Genomic DNA, 16028 nt, shown 5'->3' on the forward strand with positions numbered 1-16028 from the left:
AAAGGCGCACTGCGATGAGTCCCGACACCACTTCCGAACCGGCCCTCGGCGTTCACTCCGAGGTCGGCAGGCTCCGTAAGGTCCTGGTGTGCGCGCCCGGGCTCGCCCACCGCCGGCTCACCCCGACCAACTCCGACGACCTGCTCTTCGACGACGTCATGTGGGTGGAGAACGCGCAGCGGGACCACGCGGACTTCGTCGACCAGCTGACCGGCCGCGGAGTCGAGGTCGTCGAACTGCACGATCTGCTGGCCCGGACCATGGACATCCCCGAGGCCAGGAGCTGGCTCCTGGACCGCAAGATCGTCGCCAACGAGGTCGGACTGGGACTCGTCGACGACACCCGCGCCTTCCTGGACACGGTCGGCTCCCGGCAGCTCGCCGAGTACCTGATCGGCGGCCTGTCGACCACTGACCTGCCGGCAGGGTTCCGCTCCGGTTACGTGTCGCTCGCGCGCGAGGCGATGGGGGCGCGGGAGTACCTCATGCCCCCGCTCCCCAACACCCTGTACACCCGTGACACCACCTGCTGGCTCTACGGCGGTGTGACGCTGAATCCGCTCTACTGGCCCGCCCGGCACGGTGAGACCCTGCTGATGAAGGCGATCTACACCTTCCACCCGGACTTCAGGGACAGCACGGTGTGGTGGGGCGACCCCGAACAGGACTGGGGTCAGGCCACGTTCGAGGGCGGCGACATCATGCCCGTCGGCAACGGGGTCGTGCTGATGGGCATGAGCGAACGCACCTCCCGCCAGGCCATCACCCAGGTGGCCGCCTCCCTGTTCCGCAACGGCGCGGCCGAGCAGGTCATCGTCGCCGGGATGCCCAGGCTCCGTTCCGCGATGCACCTGGACACGGTCTTCACCTTCGCCGACCGCGACATCGTCACGCTCTATCCCAAGATCATGGACGCCGTGCACACCTTCTCCCTGCGCCCGAGCGACAAGGACCCGGGCGTGGAGATCACCGATGAGGAGTCGACGCCGTTCGTCGACGTCGTGGCCAAGGGCCTGGGCCTGCCCCGGCTGCGGGTGGTCGAGACGGGTGGCGATGTGTACGCCTCCGAGCGGCAGCAGTGGGACAGCGGCAACAACGCCGTCGCCCTGCGGCCCGGCGTGGTCTTCACCTACGACCGAAACACACAGACCAACGCCCTGCTGCGCAGGGCGGGCGTCGAGGTCATCACGATCGTCGGCGCCGAGCTCGGGCGCGGGCGCGGTGGCGGCCACTGCATGACCTGTCCGCTGATCCGCGAGCCCGTCGACTTCTGATCCCGCCCGGTGGGCGCGCGCCGCGTCGGCACATGTCACGCACCCGGCTGCCGCGGACCGACGGGCGGTCCCGCCGGCTTCCGGTCAGGGGGTCGCGGCGGAGACGACGTACACGACGGGCGACATCGGGTCGGTCATGTCGACGGTGATGTCCTGCGTGGGCCGCGGGTCCTTGTTGGTGTGCGTGGTGCCCGCCCACGAGACGCCGTCGCCGAAGTACCAGCCCGCGATCTTCGTGTCGCGCTCGCCGACGGTGACCCGACCGGCCTCCAGTGCGGCACGGCCCGTGCCCACCTGGGTCAGGAAGCGGTCGAGGCCGTTGGACGTCGTGCGGAACTGCACGTACATCCGGCTGGCCTTCCAGTTGTTGGTCTCGTAGTACTGGACCTCCTTGGCGTCCCCGGGGATCGGCACCTCGAAGATGCGGCGGAGCATCCGTGACGGCCAGCCCTCCCGAAGACCCTGGGCCGCCGCCTCGGCGGCCTTGTCCTGCCCGGACCGGCGGCTCTGCCCGGCGGAGATCAGCAGATAGCCGGCCGGGATGCCGATGAGCAGCACGATGATCGTCGCCGTGATCAGGCGGCGGCGGATGGTCCGGCGCCGCTCCTCGGGCGTCGGCCCCTCGCCGGGCGGCGGGGACTGGCGCGGCACGACGGGGTGCTCGGCTGCTGTCATGGGTGCGGGGATTCCTAAGGAGTGCGGGTGTTGCGCGTGTTACGGATGGTGCTGGCGGCCTGGTCGTACATCTGGGCGTACCGCTCGTACCGCTCGACGCGTCGGCGGTTGGTACGCCGGAAGCGGCGCGCCACCAGCCTGGCGAGGTCGGCCGCGCCGACCATACCCGCCTCGGGGCCGAGCTGCGCCTTCGCGATCCGGGCCTCGGGGCGGTAGCCGCGGCCGGTGAGCTGCCGTTTGAAGGCGTCCCTGGCCGGTCCGATCAGCAGGTCGTCGGCGGCGCTGACACCGCCTCCGATGACGAAGCAGGAGGGGTCGAGCGCGGCGGCCAGATTGGCGATGCCGACACCGAGCCACTGGCCGATGTCCTGGAGGAGCTCGATGCACATCGCATCGCCCTCGCGGGCCAGTTCGGTGATGAGCGGCCCGGTGATGTCGGGGATGTTGCCCTTGACCCGCTCGATGATTCCGTGGGCCACCGGGGAGTCCGCCGCGGCCAGTTCCTTGGCCTCCCGGACGAGTGCGTTCCCGGAGCTGTACTGCTCCCAGCAGCCGCGGTTGCCGCAGGGGCAGCGGTGACCGCCGGGCACCACCTGCATGTGGCCGAACTCACCGGCGACGCCGTACTTGCCGCGCTTGACCTGACCGTCCTCCAGGATCGCGCCGCCGATGCCGGTGCCGAGCGTGATCATGACGAGGTGGTCCTCACCGCGGCCGGCACCGAAGCGCCATTCGGCCCAGGCTGCGGTGTTGGCGTCGTTGTCCACCATGACCGGGACCACGAGCCGGGAGGCGAGGGCGTCGCGCAGGGGCTCGTCGCGCCAGGCCAGGTGCGGGGCGAACAGAACCTTGGACCGGTCGGCGTCGACCCACCCGGCCGCCCCGATGCCCACGGCGTGCACGTCGTGGCGGTCCGAGAGGTCCAGCACCAGCTCGACGATGGTGTCCTCGACGACCTTGGGGCTCTTGGACTTGTCGGGCGTCTCGGTGCGCAGGGTCTCCAGGATGTTCCCGTCGGCGTCGACGACGCCGGCCATCACCTTGGTCCCCCCGATGTCGATGCCGACCGTGGGGACCCGTGGCGCGGTGAGGTGCGAGCGCCGCTCCCTGGTGCCTACGGTCCGCAGGACGGTGGCGCGGGCGGAGCCGCGGTGTGTGAAGTCGCGGTACGTGCTCATCGTCCCTGCGGGGTCTGGGAGGGCCGGTTCGTCGTGCTGCCGGCGGCGGACGGTGCCCACCGGAGTCGATTCTGCCACTGCCGAACACGGTCCGTACCGCGACCGGCCTGCCGGCGCCCGCCGCCCGGGCCGGAGGCCGCACCCGGGAGGCGGGCTGGGACGGTGGCGGACACGGTCACGCGGAGGTGTCGTCCTCGTCCCGACGGCCGTCGAGCAGGCCGGGACCGGGGGTCCGTTCCAGCTCGTGGCTGAGCTCCTCCAGCTCGCTGCCGCCCGCCATCTGGCGGGTCAGCTCGTCCAGCGTGACGCCGTCCTTCGTGTGGCTGCCCGCCATGGCGCCCCGCTTGAGCAGCACGAAGCGGTCACCGACGAGGTAGGCGTGGTGCGGGTTGTGCGTGATGAGGACCACGCCGAGTCCCGCGTCCCGGGCGGCGGCGACGTACTTGAGCACCACCCCGGACTGCTTGACGCCGAGCGCAGCGGTCGGCTCGTCCAGGACGAGGACCTTGGCGCCGAAGTGGACGGCCCGCGCGATGGCGACGCACTGGCGCTCACCGCCGGACAGGGTGCCGATGGGCTGGTCGACGTCGCGCAGGTCGATGCCCATCCTCAGCAGCGCGGAGCGGGTCGTCTCCCGCATCAGCCGGACGTCGAGGCGCTTGAACGGCCCGGCACCGGTCGTCGGCTCGGAGCCGAGGAAGAAGTTGCGCCAGACCGGCATCAGGGGGACGACGGCGAGGTCCTGGTAGACCGTGGCGATACCCCGGTCCAGGGCGTCGCGCGGATTGGCGAGGGTGGTCTCCTCGCCCTCGATCAGGAAGCTCCCGGCGTCGTGCCGGTGCAGACCCGCGATGATCTTGATCAGGGTGGACTTGCCGGCGCCGTTGTCGCCGAGGACGCAGGAGATCTCGCCCGCGTGGACCTCCAGCGAGACGTCCTGCAGCGCCTTGATGTTGCCGTAGTACTTGCTGACGTGGTCCAGCTCGACCAGCGCCCGCCGGTCGGTGGCCGCCGGCCCGCTCGATTCCCTGGGGGCCGTCATTTCGTCGCCTCCGCGCGCTTGCGTACCCATGCGTTGAGCAGGGTGGCCAGGAGCAGCATGGCTCCGAGGAAGAACTTGAACCAGTCCGGGTTCCACTCCGCGTACACGATGCCCTTGCTGGTCATGCCGAAGATGAACGCACCGACCGCGGAGCCGATCGCGGAGCCGTATCCGCCGGTGATCAGACAGCCGCCGATGACGGCCGCGATGATGTAGATCAGCTCGTTGCCGACGCCCTCACCGGACTGCACCACGTCGTAGCTGAACAGCAGGTGCTGGCCGGAGACCCAGGCGGCGAACGCCACCCCGAGGTAGAGCCCGATCTTGGTGCGGATCACCGGGACGCCGACCGCGCGGGCCGCATCGGCCTCGCCGCCGACGGCGAAGATCCAGTTGCCGAAGCGGGTACGGATCAGGATCCAGGTCGCGATGGCGACGAGGACGGCCCACCACAGGATGGTCACCTTCAGCTCGACGCCGCCGACCGTCCAGGCCGAGGCGAAGACCTTGCGGGCCGAGTCGAAGCCCTCCATGTTGCCGATGGTCTTCGTCGAGACGGTCCCGCTGATCAGCTTGGTGAATCCCAGGTTGAGACCGGTCAGCATCAGGAACGTACCGAGCGTGATGATGAAGCTCGGAAGTTTCGTACGCGTCAGCATGAAGCCGTTGAAGGCGCCGATGGCGAGCGTGACCAGCAGGGACACGAAGACGCCGACCCAGACGTTGGCCGTCATCCGGTAGCTGAACATCGACGAGATCAGTGCCGAGCTGGTGACCATCACACCCGCGGAGAGGTCGAACTCCCCGCCGATCATCAGCAGCGCCACAGGCGCCGCCATGATGCCGATGGTGGAGGCCGCGTACAGCACGGTGCCGAAGCTGGTGGCGCGCAGGAAGCTGTCGGCGACGACGGCGAAGAAGAGGAAGACGGCCAGCGCGCCGACGACCGAGCCGAGCTCGGGACGGCCGAGCAGCCTGCGCAGCGGTGAGGTGCGCAGCAGCCTCTCGTCCGCCACGGCGGAGGACGTGCCGGGCCCCGCGGTCATCGGGTTCCCCGGTCCGCGTACTCGGCCAGCTGGGCGGCGTCGTCCGCGGTGATGACCTGCGGGCCGGTCAGGACCGGGCGGCCGCCGCCGAGCACGTTGCGGTTGTAGCGGTAGAGCCAGAGCAGGTCGACGGCCTCGTACCCCTGGAGGTAGGGCTGCTGGTCGACGGCGAACCCGAGGGCCTTGGCCTGGAGGTCGGCGGCGACCTTGGCGTTCAGGTCGAAGGTGTCGATCTCGGCCTTGCTCCCGGCCGTCTTCTTCGCCTTGACGGCGGCGTCCGCGAACGGTGCGCCCAGGGTGACGACCGCGTCGATGCCCTTGTCTGCCTGGAGCTTCGCCTCGATGGAGGCCTGGACGTCGGGCATGTTGGTGCCCTCGACGTACAGGTTCTGCATCTGGCCGTCGAAGGTCTTCTTCGCCCCGGCGCAGCGCTGCTCGTGGCCGACGTTGCCCTGCTCGTGCAGGATGCACAGGGCCTTCTTGCGGCCGCGTGCGTTGAGCTCCTCGCCGACGGCCTCGCCCGCGATCGACTCGTCCTGGCCGATGTGGGTGAGCGCGCCGTACTTCTTGGACTCGGCGGAACCGGAGTTCACCGTGATCACCGGGATGCCGGCCTTGGTGGCCTTGGCGACGACGGCCTTCATGGCGTCGGGCTTGGCCAGCGTGACGATCAGCCCGTCGACCTTCTTGTCGATCGCGGCCTGGACGAGCTGGGCCTGCTGCTGCGCCTCGTCGTTGTGCGAGTACAGGAAGTTGATGTTGTCCTTCTTGGCCGCCATGTCGGCGCCCTTCTGGACGATGTCCCAGAAGGTGTCACCGTCGCCCGAGTGGGTGACCATGGCGAAGGTCCAGCGGGGCGTGTTCACCGCGGACCGGCCCTCGGCCGCAGCCTTGGCCGCACGCTCCTCCGCCCGCTTGCCGCCGGTGCTGCTGCATCCCATGAGGGAGGCCCCGAGCACCGCCGCAAGCACGGCGCCCATCGCACGTACCCCTGTCCGAACCCTTGCCACGACGCCGTGCCCTTCTTGTGCTGCTCGCTGTGCTGGTGGAGCCGGGGCCATGCGGTCCCGGCCCGGCTGGACAAGTATCCCCGAGCCCGGCTCGCGCCCGCCCGGCAGGGGCGAGGCGCGTGTGTCGGATCGGGGCGTATACGGCGCCGGGGCGGCCGGGTGCGGCCGTCCGTCACCGTACGAGTAGCCGAGAAGCCTGTGACACCGTACGAGAGCCGGGGCCCCCTGTCACCGTACGAGGAGCTGGAAATCGAAGGCGTAGCGCGAGGCGCGGTAGAGGTGTGAGGCGAACTCGACCGCCCGGCCGGTGTCGTCGAAGGTGGTGCGCTCCATCGTGAGCAGGGCCGCGCCCTGTCGCTCGCTCTCCCCGAGCAGGGCGGCCTCCTCGGCGGTGGCGAGGCGCGCTCCGACGGTCTGCCGGGCGCTGTGCAGGGTGATGCCCGCGCCGCGCATCATCCGGTAGAGGCCGGTGGCCGCCGGCTGGTCGCCGGAGAGGTCGAGGAGTCCGGCGGGGAGGTGGTTGCGCAGGAGGGCTAGGGGCTCGCCGTCCGCGTGGCGCAGCCGCTCGATGTACTGCACCTCGGCGCCCTCCGGGACGCCCAGCGCCGCGGCGACGGCTGCCGTCGCGGGGCGTGGGGCGTTGGTGAGGACGGTGGTCGAGGGGTGCCGGCCCGCGGCCTCCAGGTCGTCGTAGAGACTGCCGAGTGCGAGCGGTCGCCTGACCTTGCTGTGCAGCACCTGGGTGCCGACGCCGCGGCGTCGGACCAGAAGGCCCTTGTCGACGAGCGACTGGATGGCCTGGCGCACGGTCGGCCGGGACAGCCCGAGCCGGGCGGCGAGCTCGATCTCGTTGCCGAGGAGGGCGCCGGGGGCGAGCCGCCCGTCCTCGATGGCCGCCTCCAGCTGCTGGGCGAGCTGGTAGTAGAGCGGTACGGGGCTGGAGCGGTCCACGTTCAGGTTGAGGGCCGTGGCGTCGGCGGTGGGTTTCGGCACCTCGGGAGCGTAACGCTCACGTCCGCATCTCCGGTAGTTCGGTCGTCCTGTTGTCCGGACACCTTCACACGGTGTTCAACCTACCGAAACCGGCACCCATTTGTCAGGACATACAGTTGACACCGCCACGGGTGGACGGCACGTTGGGTCCATGCGCATCGGACTCCTGGGCACCGGCCGGATCGGCTCCTTCCACGCGGGCGTCCTCGCCCGCCATCCAGCGGTGGAGGCGCTGGTGGTGGCGGACATCGACCCGGACCGCGCGGCCGTCGTCGCCGCCCGCACGGGGGCGCGCACCGTGCCCACGGCGACGGCGTTGTTCGACGCGGGTGTGGACGCCGTGGTGATCGCCTCCGCCACCTCCGCCCACGCCGAGCTGATCGGCCGGGCCGCCCGAGCCGGTCTGCCCGCCTTCTGCGAGAAGCCCGTCGCCCTGGACCTGGCGGGCACCCTGAGGGCATTGCGTGAGGCGGAGCGCGCCCACAGCATCCTGCAGCTCGGCTTCATGCGCCGGTTCGACGCCGGATACGCGGCGGCCCGTGCCGCGGTCCGCACGGGAGCACTCGGCCGGCTGCACACCGTCCGCACGGCGACTTCCGATCCGACGCCGCCGCCCGCCGCGTACCTGCCGCTCTCCGGCGGGCTGTTCCGGGACTGCCTGATCCATGACTTCGACATGGTGCGCTGGGTGACGGGCCGTGAGGTGACGCGGGTGTACGCCACCGGGTCGGACGCCGGACCCGCGATGTTCCGCGCGGCCGGGGACGTGGACACGGCGGCGGCACTGCTGACGCTGGAGGACGGCACTCTGGTCACCGCGACGTCGACCCGGTGCAACGGCGCGGGGTACGACGTCCGGATGGAACTCGCTGGGGAACTCGACCAGATCGCCGTCGGCCTCGACGCCCGCACGCCCCTCACCTCCGCCGAACCGGATGGCCCCGGCGCCCCGGCCCACCCCTGGCCGGGTTTCCTGGAGCGCTTCGCCCCCGCGTACGAGGCCGAACTGGACGCCTTCGTCCGTCTGGTACGCGGCGAGGCGGCCAATCCGTGCGACGGCCGGGAAGCGCTGAGCGCCCTGCGGATCGCGGAGGCGTGCGAGGTCTCACGGCGGGAGAGGCGCCCGGTGGAGCTGACGGAGATCCCGTCCGCCTGACCCGGGCACGCCGTCCGCGGCTCACCACCTGACGGGCAGCTCCTCCGGTCCCCGGATGAGCATCCCCGTACGCCACGTCAGCTCCGCCGGATCCCCGTCCAGCGCCAGCTCCGGGCAGCGCTCCAGCAGCTTTCTGACGGCGACCGCCGCCTCGATGCGTGCCAGTGGCGCCCCGAGGCAGTAGTGGATGCCGTGGCCGAAGGCCAGGTGCCCCCGGGCGTCCCGGGTGATGTCGAAGCGGTCCGCATCCCGATAGCGGTCCGGGTCGCGGTTGGCGTCGGACATCGCGACCAGGACGAGTTCGCCGCCGCCCGGGATCACCGTGCCGCCGATGTCGACCGCTTCGGTCGTGAAGCGGTACGTGGGCGTCTCGACCGGGCCCGCCCAGCGGAGCATCTCCTCCACGGCGTTGTCGATCAGGCCGAAGTCCGCCCGCAGCGCCGCCAGTTGCTCCGGGTGTGTGAGGAGGGCCAGCACCCCGCCTGAGATCAGGTTGACCGTGGTCTCGTGGCCCGCGACCAGCAGCAGCCAGGCCATGCCCATCAGTTCAGCGGCGGACAGCCGGTCGCCCTCCTCGTCGGCGGTGTGAATGAGCGCGCTCATCAGGTCGTCGCCGGGCTGCTTCCGCTTGTCGTCGAGCAGCCCGGCGAGATAGCCGGACATGTCGGCGGTCGCGGCGCGTCGGGCCGCACCGTCGAGGGACGACACCACGGTGTTGGACCAGTCGCGGAAGGCCCGGCGGTCCAGGAACGGCACACCGAGCAGCTCACAGATGACGGACATCGGGAGCGGGAAGGACAGGGACTCGACGAGATCGGTGCTGCGCTCCGGGCCCGCCAGCATGGTGTCGAGCAGTTCGTCCGCCATCTGCTGGACGCGCGGGACGAGTTGCTGCATGCGCCGGGCGGTGAACTCCCGGGTCACGAGCTTGCGCAGCCGGGTGTGCGCCGGTGCGTCCGAGCTGAGCATGGAGGTCCCTGCGGAGACCTGGCTGACGCCGAGGGAGGGCGAGGCGTTGTGCCACTGCTTGGAGAACCGCTGATCCGCGAGCGCGGCCCGGCCCTCCTCGTACCCGACGACGAGCCAGGCGGCGGTGCCCTCCGGAATCCGGACCCGGTGCACGGGCCCGCGGGCCCGTAAGGCCGCGTACACGGGGAAGGGATCACGGGTGAACCGCTCACCGAGCGCCCCGAGGTCGAATATGGCTTCGGTGGTCACGTGGGCTCCTTCAGGACGAGGTGGCGCTCAGCACGGTGCCCTGGGCGACGGCACAGAGGGTCTCGGCACCGTCCTCCCCCACGACGGAAAGGTCGCAGCGCGCCACTGCCTGCCGACGGCCGGTGTGGACGACCTCCGCCCGTGCGACGAGCGTGGTGCCGGTGGCGGGGCGGACGTACTGGATGGAGAAGCCGCCGGTCAGCACCGCCGGGCCGAGCGTCGTCCCGGCGGCGAAGGTGAGGGCGTTGTCGGCGGCGTAGGCGAGCACGCCGCCGTGCAGGAATCCGTTCTGCTGCCGCAGTTCCTCGCGGCTGTCGATCTCCAGCGTGGCCGCGCCGTCACCGAAGGCGGTGATCCGCGCGCCGACGAGGACGCTGAAGGGCTGGCTGTCGAGTACCTTCCGTGCCATCTGCAGGTCGAGTCCGGTCATGAACGGGTCCCTTCTCCGTCACCAGCGCACGGGGAGCCGGCGCACCCCGCGGATCAGCATGCCAGGCAGCCAGTCCGGTTCTCCGGCCGCCGGGTCCAGCAGGAGCCCGGGGCAGCGTTCGAGCAGCGTGCGGATCGCGATTCGGCCCTCCATCCGGGCCAGTGGGGCCCCCAGGCAGAAGTGGATCCCGTGGCCGAAGGCCAGGTGCCCCTGCGCCTGGCGCCGGATGTCGAAGCGGTCGGGACCGGGGTAGCGGGCGGGGTCGCGGTCGGCGCCGGCCAGGGAGACCAGGACCGGGTCACCGGCCGGGATGGTCCGCGAGCCGATCCTGACGTTCTCGCGGGCGAACCGGAAGGTGGCGGTCTCCACCGGTCCCTCGTAGCGGAGCATCTCCTCCACCGCACTGTCGAGGAGACCGAAATCGGCACGCAGATCGGCCAGTTGGTCGGGATGGGTGAGCAACGCCCGTACGCCGTTGGAGATCAGGTTCACCGTCGTCTCGTGGCCCGCGACCAGCAGCAGGAAGGCCATGCCGACCAGTTCGTCGGGTGACAGCGTGTCCTCGTCGTTGTACCGGGCGGCGATCAACGCGCTCAGCAGGTCGTCGCCGGGCGAACAGCGTTTGTCCTCGATCAGTTCGGCGAGGTAGGCGCCCATCGCACGGACGGCGTCGCCCTCCTGCTGCGCACCGGCCGGGGAGACCACGGCGTTGGACATCACACGGAAGGCGGCCCGGTCCAGGTCGGGTACGCCGATGAGTTCGCAGATGACGGTCATCGGCAGCGGGAAGGCGAGCACGTCCAGCAGGTCGGCCTTCCCGGCGGGCAGCATCGTGTCGAGCAGTCCGTCGGTGATCTGCTGCACGCGGGGGCGCAACGCCTCGATCCGGCGCGAGGTGAACTCCCGGGCGACGAGTTTGCGCAGGCGGGTGTGGTCCGGCGCGTCCATCTCCAGCATGTTGGCGTTGACCGGGTCCCCCGCGCCCGCCTGCCCGGGAAGGGCCCGCCAGTCCTTGCCGAATCTCTGGTCGGCGAGCACGGCACGTCCCTCGTCGTACCCGACGACGAGCCAGACCCGGTCGAACTCGTCGGTACGGATGGTGTGCACGGGACCGTCGGCGCGCAGTCCCGCGTAGTACGGGTACGGATTCGCGGTGAAGTCGGCGACCGCGCGCAGATCTGCGTCGACATGGGACATGGGCCCGCCTCCCGGTCAGATCGGTCCGGTCAGCCTATGCCGACCGGTGCGGCGGGGACGACGGGTTCAGGACAGGCCGGTGTCGGCCTCTTCGTCGAGGAGGCCCGCGTCGTGGACCAGCAGCGCGATCTGCACCCGGTTGTTGAAGTCGAACTTGGCGAGAACGCGTGACACCTGGGTCTTCACGGTGGCAACACTCAGAAAGAGGGAAGCGGCGATCTCCGCGTTGGACCGGCCCTGCCCGACGGCGACCGCCACCTCGCGCTCCCGGTCGGCCAGCAACGCGATCCGCTGCCGTGCCCGTTCGCCCCGGCCGACGCGCTCCTCCCGGCCGGAGCCCGCCGCGCGGGCCATCAACTGCCGGGTGACCGCGGGCGACAGGACGGGGTCACCCGCCGCCACGCGCCGCACGGAGTCGACGATCTGGGCGGGCGGGGTGTCCTTGAGGACGAAGCCCGCCGCTCCGGCACGGATGGCGCGGAGCACCTGTTCGTCGGCGTGGAACGTCGTCAGGACGACGATCTCGGGCGCGTCCGGACGGCTGCGCAGCACCTCGGTGGCGGTCAGCCCGTCCATGACCGGCATCCGGATGTCCATCAGGACCACGTCCGGCCGGAGCCGGTCGACGAGTTCGGCCACCTCGCTGCCGTCGGCCCCCTCGCCGACGATGTCGATGTCCTCGGCGCCCCCGAGCATGAGGGTGAGCCCCGCGCGTACGAGCGGGTCGTCATCGACGATGAGCAGCCGAACGGGCCGGGGCGGGGAGGCGGGTGCCGGGGTGGTCATGAGGACCACGGTAGCCAGGCCCGCACTCCGAACCCGCCGTCCGGTTCCGGTCCGTGGTCGAGACGGCCTCCGGCGAGGGTGGCCCGCTCGGTCAGGCCGATGAGGCCCTGGCCGGATCCCGGCACGCGCTCGAAGGGTTCGGTGGGGGCCGGGTTGCACACCTCGACGGTGATCCCCCGGCCGGGCCCGCCGGTGACGGTGACGGTGGCCTCGGCGCCGGGCGCGTGCTTGCGGGCGTTGGTCAGTCCCTCCTGGGCGATGCGGTAGACGGTGCGGCCGGTGGCTCCCGGGGCGGCGGCCGGGTCGGCGATGCGGTTGTCAAGGGTGACCTTCATGCCGGCCAGGCGGGATTCGGCGACGAGGGCGTCCAGCGTGGCGAGTGTGGGCTGCGGCCGGTCGGCGTCGCCGTCGCGGGGGCTGCGCAGGACGCCGATGATCTCGCGGAGGTCCTGGAGTGCCTCGTGCGCACTGTCCCGGATGACCCCGGCGGCGCGGGCGACCTCGGCCGGGGGTGCGTCGGGGCGGAACTCGAGGGCGCCGGCGTGGACGCTGAGCAGGGTCAGCCGGTGGGCGAGGACGTCGTGCATCTCGCGGGCGATGTCCTCGCGGGCCAGGCGCTGCGCCTGTTCGGCCCGGAGTCCGGCCTCGGTCTCGGCCCGCCGGGCGCGCTCGCGCAGCGTGCCGACGAGTTGGCGCCGGGACCGTACGACCATGCCCCAGCTGAGCACGAGCAGGACCAGCAGCACTCCGATGACGGTGGACGCCAGGAACGAGGTGGACGGATCCGGGCGCAGATACGGCTGTACGGGGGCGACGACCAGGGCCCCCGCGCCGACCAGGGCTACCGGGCGGAACGGCCGGTGGACCGCCACGCTGAAAAGCGCCACCAGCAGGGCTCCCGCGGCGACCGGCTCCACGGTGGACAGGAGCGTGAGCACCACGGCGAGGCCGACCGGCCACCGCCGCCGGACCCACAGGGCGCAGCAGGCCGCGGCGCCGACGAGCGAGTCGAGGAGGATCACGCCGGCGGGGGTGCTGTGGTCCGCGTCGATCGCGGCGACGGTCGCCATTCCGATGCCCGCCGCGCACAGGAAGGCCATGATGTCGACCACCCAGTCCCGCACGGTGCGGCGCGTTCGGCTGCCCCGGTCGCCCGGGAGCTCGGGATCGGCCATCGCCGAGGGCAGCAGCCAGGGGTACTCGGTGCGCGTCATGTCGACAAAGCTACGCAGCCTGGACGGGGCTTTTGGACGTTCCGGGCCACGGAGCGACCAAAGTCGCGGAAGCGGAGACTTTCGGACCGGCCGCGCAGACGACCGGCCGACGCGGCGCCCGTGTGCGGCCCGGCAGGCTCGCTTCCATGAAGAAGATCTGTGAGACGGTCGGATTCCTGGTGTTCGTCCAGGGCGCAGCCGGGCTGCTCCACGAATGGCTCGACTGGTTCGGTTTTCTCAGCGTGGTGCGGCGGCTGCCGTTCTTCGGTGACTACGCGTTGTTCGCCTGCATCGTGCTGGTGGTGACGGGGGCCGCCATCATGATCGCCTCGGACTCGGTCAAGGAGTGACGCGATACGGGGCGACGCCGTCAAGGAGCGGCTGGTTCCGCGCTGCGGCGCCCCCACGCCGTTCCGGCCAGTACCAGCACCGCGCCCGCGACCCCCAGGACGCCAAGCCGCTCGCCTCCGATCGCGATGCCGACAGCGGCGGCCCAGAGCGGCTCCGTACCGAGCAGCAGGCTGACCCGGGACGGCGAGGTGCGGCGTACGGACCACATCTGCACGAAGAACGCGAAGAGTGTGCAGAAGACCGACAGGAACAGCAGCCCGCCCCATTCCCGCACGCCGAACCCGGCGGCGACCGACCACGGTGACTCCCCCGTGCCGGGGGCGGCGGCCAGCAGGGCGAAGACGGCGACCGCGCTGCCGAGCTGGACGGTCGTCAGCGACAGCGAGTCCGCCGACCGGACGGACTTGATGCGCGCCATCAGAAGCACGTGGAGCGTACGGGCGAGTGCGGCGACCAGCATCAGCAGATCGCCCGCCGAGGGGCTGGTGAATCCGCCGCCCTGGGTCAGCAGGACCACCCCGGTGACGGAGAGCCCGGCGGCCGCGAGGAAGGTCCCGGTCGGCCGGGTCCGCGTCACGACGGCCTCGGCGAGCGGGGTGAAGATCATGGTGAGGCTGATGATGAGTCCGGCGTTGGTCGCCGAGGTGTGCACGATGCCGTAGGTCTCCACGAGGAAGATCCCGCTGAGTACGAGGCCCAGAAGTCCCGCGCCCCGCCACTGGGCCGCGGTCAGCGCCCGCAGCCGGGACCATCCGGCGATCACCAGGACGGGGAGCACGACGGCGAACCGCAGGACGAGGACGGCGATCACGGTCTGCGTCGTGGTGATGCCCTTGGCGGCCAGATAGCTGGAGCCCCACACCACGGCGACGAGCAGGACGGGCAGATCGGTAAGCCACGCCCGGCGGGGCGGGGCGAGGACGGGCACGGCGACGGAGGACACCCGGATCTCCTGGTTCTCCACAAGGATGGTGTGGAGACCTCACTGGCTCGCACGCGGAGCGATCACGCTACCTGGCGCCCTCCTGCGAGGGCGAGCCCCGGGACCGGTCCGCCGCAGCCGCCCGCACTGCACGGAACACGGAGTCGCCCGTTGGCGGGAGAGCCTCCCGGGCGGACGGGGCCGGTGGGGTGGTCGGGACAGACAGGACCGACAGGACCGACAGGGCGATCGTGCCGACGTCGCACTGGAGGAGCCGGCACGCATCGGCTCCGGCAGGACCGGCGCCAACGACTCGTCGACACTCCGACCATGACCGGCGCCGACGACTTGGTGAAAACAAACAGCACGCTCGTTCGTCCACTTGTATGGTGGCGGGCATCCGGCGCGGACGGCCGTGCCGGACCTCGGAAGGGGCCACTCGTGCCGCACACCCTCTGGAGCACGGCCTGGCAGGCCGGCCCGGCCGCCGAGCCGCACGACCGCGGCACCGACGTGGTCGTCTCCGTCACCGAATTCGTCACCCACCGCCCGTGGACCACCCCCTCCGTCGGGGCCGCTGGACTGCGGCTGCGCCGCACCTGGCCGCACACCCCCGGCGCGGTCGGCATGTGGCTGTGGGCGGACATCGGTCCCCGGATGAACCGCTCGGGCTCGGTCACGGTCTGGACCGCCCGTGCGCACCTGCTGGGATTCGTCGCACGCCCCGACCACCGGCACATCGTGCGCGCGTACCGGGACCGGGGCACCCTGCGCTCGGCCACCTGGCACACCCCGTTCACCGGCCGCACCGCGCTGCGCGAGGCCGCCTGGAGTCTGCTCTCCGGGTCCGCCCCGTGGCCCGCAGCCGAGTCCTGAACCAGCCACGCCCCCGTCCTCGCTCAGGCGCACTCACAAAGGAATCCGGACCATGGACATCGTGCAACTCGACCGGGCCGCAGTGCTCGAGTCCGTCCGCGTGGTGGAACAAGCAGGCCCCGGCGACTGGGACCGGCCCACCCCCTGCGACCGCTGGACCCTGCGGCTCCTCGTGGAGCACATGGGCACCCAGCACCTCGGTTTCGCCGCCGCCGCACGGGGCGAAGGCTCCGAACCGGCCGCCTGGGAACCGCGTGCGGCCGGCAACGATCCCGTCGAGTGGTACCGCTGGGTGGCTCACGCCCTCCTGGACGCGTTCGCTCAACCGGGCGTGCTGGAGCGGCGGTTCGCGCTCCCGGAGATCGACGCGAAGGCGCGGTTCCCCGCGACCACCGCTATCGGGTTCCACTTCATCGACTACGTCGTGCACTCCTGGGACGTGGCGGCCGCCCTGGGATCGCGTACCGCGTTCGCGCCGGCCGTGCTCGATGCCGCACTGCCCGTGGCGTTGCGCGTGCCGGGCGGGGAACGGCGCGAACAGCCGGGGGCGGCCTTCCGGCCCGCTCTCGGTCCCGCCCCCGGGGACGGCACGCTGCGCCTCGTGCTGTCGGCCCTCGGCCGCTCCCCGGACTGGCTTCCGCCGCACGGCAGTTGACCGCG

Annotated in this window: 17 protein-coding genes; 5 read left to right on the forward strand and 12 right to left on the reverse strand. The window is 71.5% G+C overall.

Features of this window, described 5'->3' with window-relative positions:
- The first annotated feature begins 14 nt into the window (after positions 1 to 14).
- On the forward strand, positions 15 to 1274 hold the full coding sequence (locus OG538_RS05640; RefSeq protein WP_406090761.1) for an arginine deiminase: 1260 nt from the start codon (positions 15 to 17) through the stop codon (positions 1272 to 1274).
- Positions 1275 to 1358: 84 nt separating this feature from the next.
- Here the strand turns inward: OG538_RS05640 and OG538_RS05645 are convergent, their stop codons facing one another.
- From OG538_RS05645 to OG538_RS05670, 6 genes are all read right to left on the reverse strand, one after another.
- Entirely contained in the window at positions 1359 to 1949 is a 591-nt protein-coding gene (locus OG538_RS05645; RefSeq protein ID WP_406090763.1) for a hypothetical protein, read from the reverse strand.
- 14 nt (positions 1950 to 1963) lie between these two features.
- On the reverse strand, positions 1964 to 3127 hold the full coding sequence (locus OG538_RS05650) for an ROK family glucokinase (protein ID WP_406090765.1): 1164 nt from the start codon (positions 3125 to 3127) through the stop codon (positions 1964 to 1966).
- A gap of 175 nt (positions 3128 to 3302) precedes the next feature.
- Positions 3303 to 4169 carry an ATP-binding cassette domain-containing protein gene (locus OG538_RS05655; RefSeq protein ID WP_406090767.1) on the reverse strand — a complete coding sequence of 289 codons (867 nt, stop codon included), beginning with the start codon at positions 4167 to 4169 and terminating at the stop codon, positions 3303 to 3305.
- Entirely contained in the window at positions 4166 to 5215 is a 1050-nt protein-coding gene (locus OG538_RS05660) for an ABC transporter permease (RefSeq protein ID WP_406090769.1), read from the reverse strand. The genes OG538_RS05655 and OG538_RS05660 overlap by 4 nt, the downstream gene beginning before the upstream one ends.
- Positions 5212 to 6195, reverse strand: coding sequence for a sugar ABC transporter substrate-binding protein (locus OG538_RS05665; RefSeq protein WP_406090771.1), 984 nt, complete (start codon positions 6193 to 6195; stop codon positions 5212 to 5214). Before OG538_RS05665 ends, OG538_RS05660 begins: the two co-directional genes overlap by 4 nt.
- A 258-nt stretch (positions 6196 to 6453) precedes the next feature.
- On the reverse strand, positions 6454 to 7176 hold the full coding sequence (locus OG538_RS05670; protein ID WP_406099995.1) for a GntR family transcriptional regulator: 723 nt from the start codon (positions 7174 to 7176) through the stop codon (positions 6454 to 6456).
- A gap of 193 nt (positions 7177 to 7369) precedes the next feature.
- Between OG538_RS05670 and OG538_RS05675 the strand changes: the two genes are divergently transcribed.
- A complete protein-coding gene (locus tag OG538_RS05675; RefSeq protein ID WP_406090773.1) occupies positions 7370 to 8374 on the forward strand; it encodes a Gfo/Idh/MocA family oxidoreductase in 1005 nt (334 codons plus the stop codon).
- A 21-nt stretch (positions 8375 to 8395) separates the two neighbouring features.
- Here OG538_RS05675 and OG538_RS05680 read toward each other — a convergent pair whose 3' ends face one another.
- The 5 genes from OG538_RS05680 to OG538_RS05700 all read right to left on the reverse strand — a co-directional run bounded on the left by OG538_RS05680 (position 8396) and on the right by OG538_RS05700 (position 13219).
- Entirely contained in the window at positions 8396 to 9592 is a 1197-nt protein-coding gene (locus OG538_RS05680; RefSeq protein ID WP_406090775.1) for a cytochrome P450, read from the reverse strand.
- A gap of 10 nt (positions 9593 to 9602) precedes the next feature.
- Positions 9603 to 10022: a PaaI family thioesterase gene (locus OG538_RS05685; protein WP_406090777.1), complete on the reverse strand. Its 420-nt coding sequence runs from the start codon at positions 10020 to 10022 to the stop codon at positions 9603 to 9605.
- 18 nt (positions 10023 to 10040) lie between these two features.
- Positions 10041 to 11219, reverse strand: a complete 1179-nt coding sequence (locus OG538_RS05690; protein WP_406090779.1) for a cytochrome P450 — start codon at positions 11217 to 11219, stop codon at positions 10041 to 10043.
- Between the two features lie 66 nt (positions 11220 to 11285).
- Positions 11286 to 12005 carry a response regulator gene (locus OG538_RS05695; RefSeq protein ID WP_406090781.1) on the reverse strand — a complete coding sequence of 240 codons (720 nt, stop codon included), beginning with the start codon at positions 12003 to 12005 and terminating at the stop codon, positions 11286 to 11288.
- The gene (locus OG538_RS05700; protein WP_406090783.1) at positions 12002 to 13219 is read right to left on the reverse strand and encodes a sensor histidine kinase; all 1218 of its coding nucleotides are present in this window, start codon (positions 13217 to 13219) and stop codon (positions 12002 to 12004) included. The genes OG538_RS05695 and OG538_RS05700 overlap by 4 nt, the downstream gene beginning before the upstream one ends.
- A gap of 146 nt (positions 13220 to 13365) precedes the next feature.
- Here OG538_RS05700 and OG538_RS05705 point away from each other — a divergent pair, with 146 nt between their 5' ends.
- Positions 13366 to 13569 (forward strand): hypothetical protein, encoded by a 204-nt coding sequence (locus OG538_RS05705; RefSeq protein WP_406090785.1) that lies wholly within the window; start codon positions 13366 to 13368, stop codon positions 13567 to 13569.
- 20 nt (positions 13570 to 13589) lie between these two features.
- Here the strand turns inward: OG538_RS05705 and OG538_RS05710 are convergent, their stop codons facing one another.
- A complete protein-coding gene (locus OG538_RS05710; protein WP_406099997.1) occupies positions 13590 to 14513 on the reverse strand; it encodes a DMT family transporter in 924 nt (307 codons plus the stop codon).
- 420 nt (positions 14514 to 14933) lie between these two features.
- Between OG538_RS05710 and OG538_RS05715 the strand changes: the two genes are divergently transcribed.
- Positions 14934 to 15368, forward strand: coding sequence for a hypothetical protein (locus OG538_RS05715; RefSeq protein WP_406090787.1), 435 nt, complete (start codon positions 14934 to 14936; stop codon positions 15366 to 15368).
- A 52-nt stretch (positions 15369 to 15420) separates the two neighbouring features.
- Positions 15421 to 16023: a TIGR03086 family metal-binding protein gene (locus OG538_RS05720; RefSeq protein ID WP_406090789.1), complete on the forward strand. Its 603-nt coding sequence runs from the start codon at positions 15421 to 15423 to the stop codon at positions 16021 to 16023.
- Positions 16024 to 16028: the final 5 nt, after the last annotated feature.

The sequence above is a fragment of the Streptomyces sp. NBC_01013 genome (assembly GCF_045162765.1).
GTDB lineage: Bacteria > Actinomycetota > Actinomycetes > Streptomycetales > Streptomycetaceae > Streptomyces.

Bases quoted from the DNA above. Each gene is read 5' to 3' on its own strand.
- OG538_RS05640 (WP_406090761.1), top strand. From the start codon at position 15: ATGAGTCCCGACACCACTTCCGAACCGGCCCTCGGCGTTCACTCCGAG.
- OG538_RS05645 (WP_406090763.1), bottom strand. From the start codon at position 1,949: ATGACAGCAGCCGAGCACCCCGTCGTGCCGCGCCAGTCCCCGCCGCCC.
- OG538_RS05650 (WP_406090765.1), bottom strand. From the start codon at position 3,127: ATGAGCACGTACCGCGACTTCACACACCGCGGCTCCGCCCGCGCCACC.
- OG538_RS05655 (WP_406090767.1), bottom strand. From the start codon at position 4,169: ATGACGGCCCCCAGGGAATCGAGCGGGCCGGCGGCCACCGACCGGCGG.
- OG538_RS05660 (WP_406090769.1), bottom strand. From the start codon at position 5,215: ATGACCGCGGGGCCCGGCACGTCCTCCGCCGTGGCGGACGAGAGGCTG.
- OG538_RS05665 (WP_406090771.1), bottom strand. From the start codon at position 6,195: ATGGGCGCCGTGCTTGCGGCGGTGCTCGGGGCCTCCCTCATGGGATGC.
- OG538_RS05675 (WP_406090773.1), top strand. From the start codon at position 7,370: ATGCGCATCGGACTCCTGGGCACCGGCCGGATCGGCTCCTTCCACGCG.
- OG538_RS05685 (WP_406090777.1), bottom strand. From the start codon at position 10,022: ATGACCGGACTCGACCTGCAGATGGCACGGAAGGTACTCGACAGCCAG.
- OG538_RS05690 (WP_406090779.1), bottom strand. From the start codon at position 11,219: ATGTCCCATGTCGACGCAGATCTGCGCGCGGTCGCCGACTTCACCGCG.
- OG538_RS05695 (WP_406090781.1), bottom strand. From the start codon at position 12,005: ATGACCACCCCGGCACCCGCCTCCCCGCCCCGGCCCGTTCGGCTGCTC.
- OG538_RS05700 (WP_406090783.1), bottom strand. From the start codon at position 13,219: ATGACGCGCACCGAGTACCCCTGGCTGCTGCCCTCGGCGATGGCCGAT.
- OG538_RS05705 (WP_406090785.1), top strand. From the start codon at position 13,366: ATGAAGAAGATCTGTGAGACGGTCGGATTCCTGGTGTTCGTCCAGGGC.
- OG538_RS05720 (WP_406090789.1), top strand. From the start codon at position 15,421: ATGGACATCGTGCAACTCGACCGGGCCGCAGTGCTCGAGTCCGTCCGC.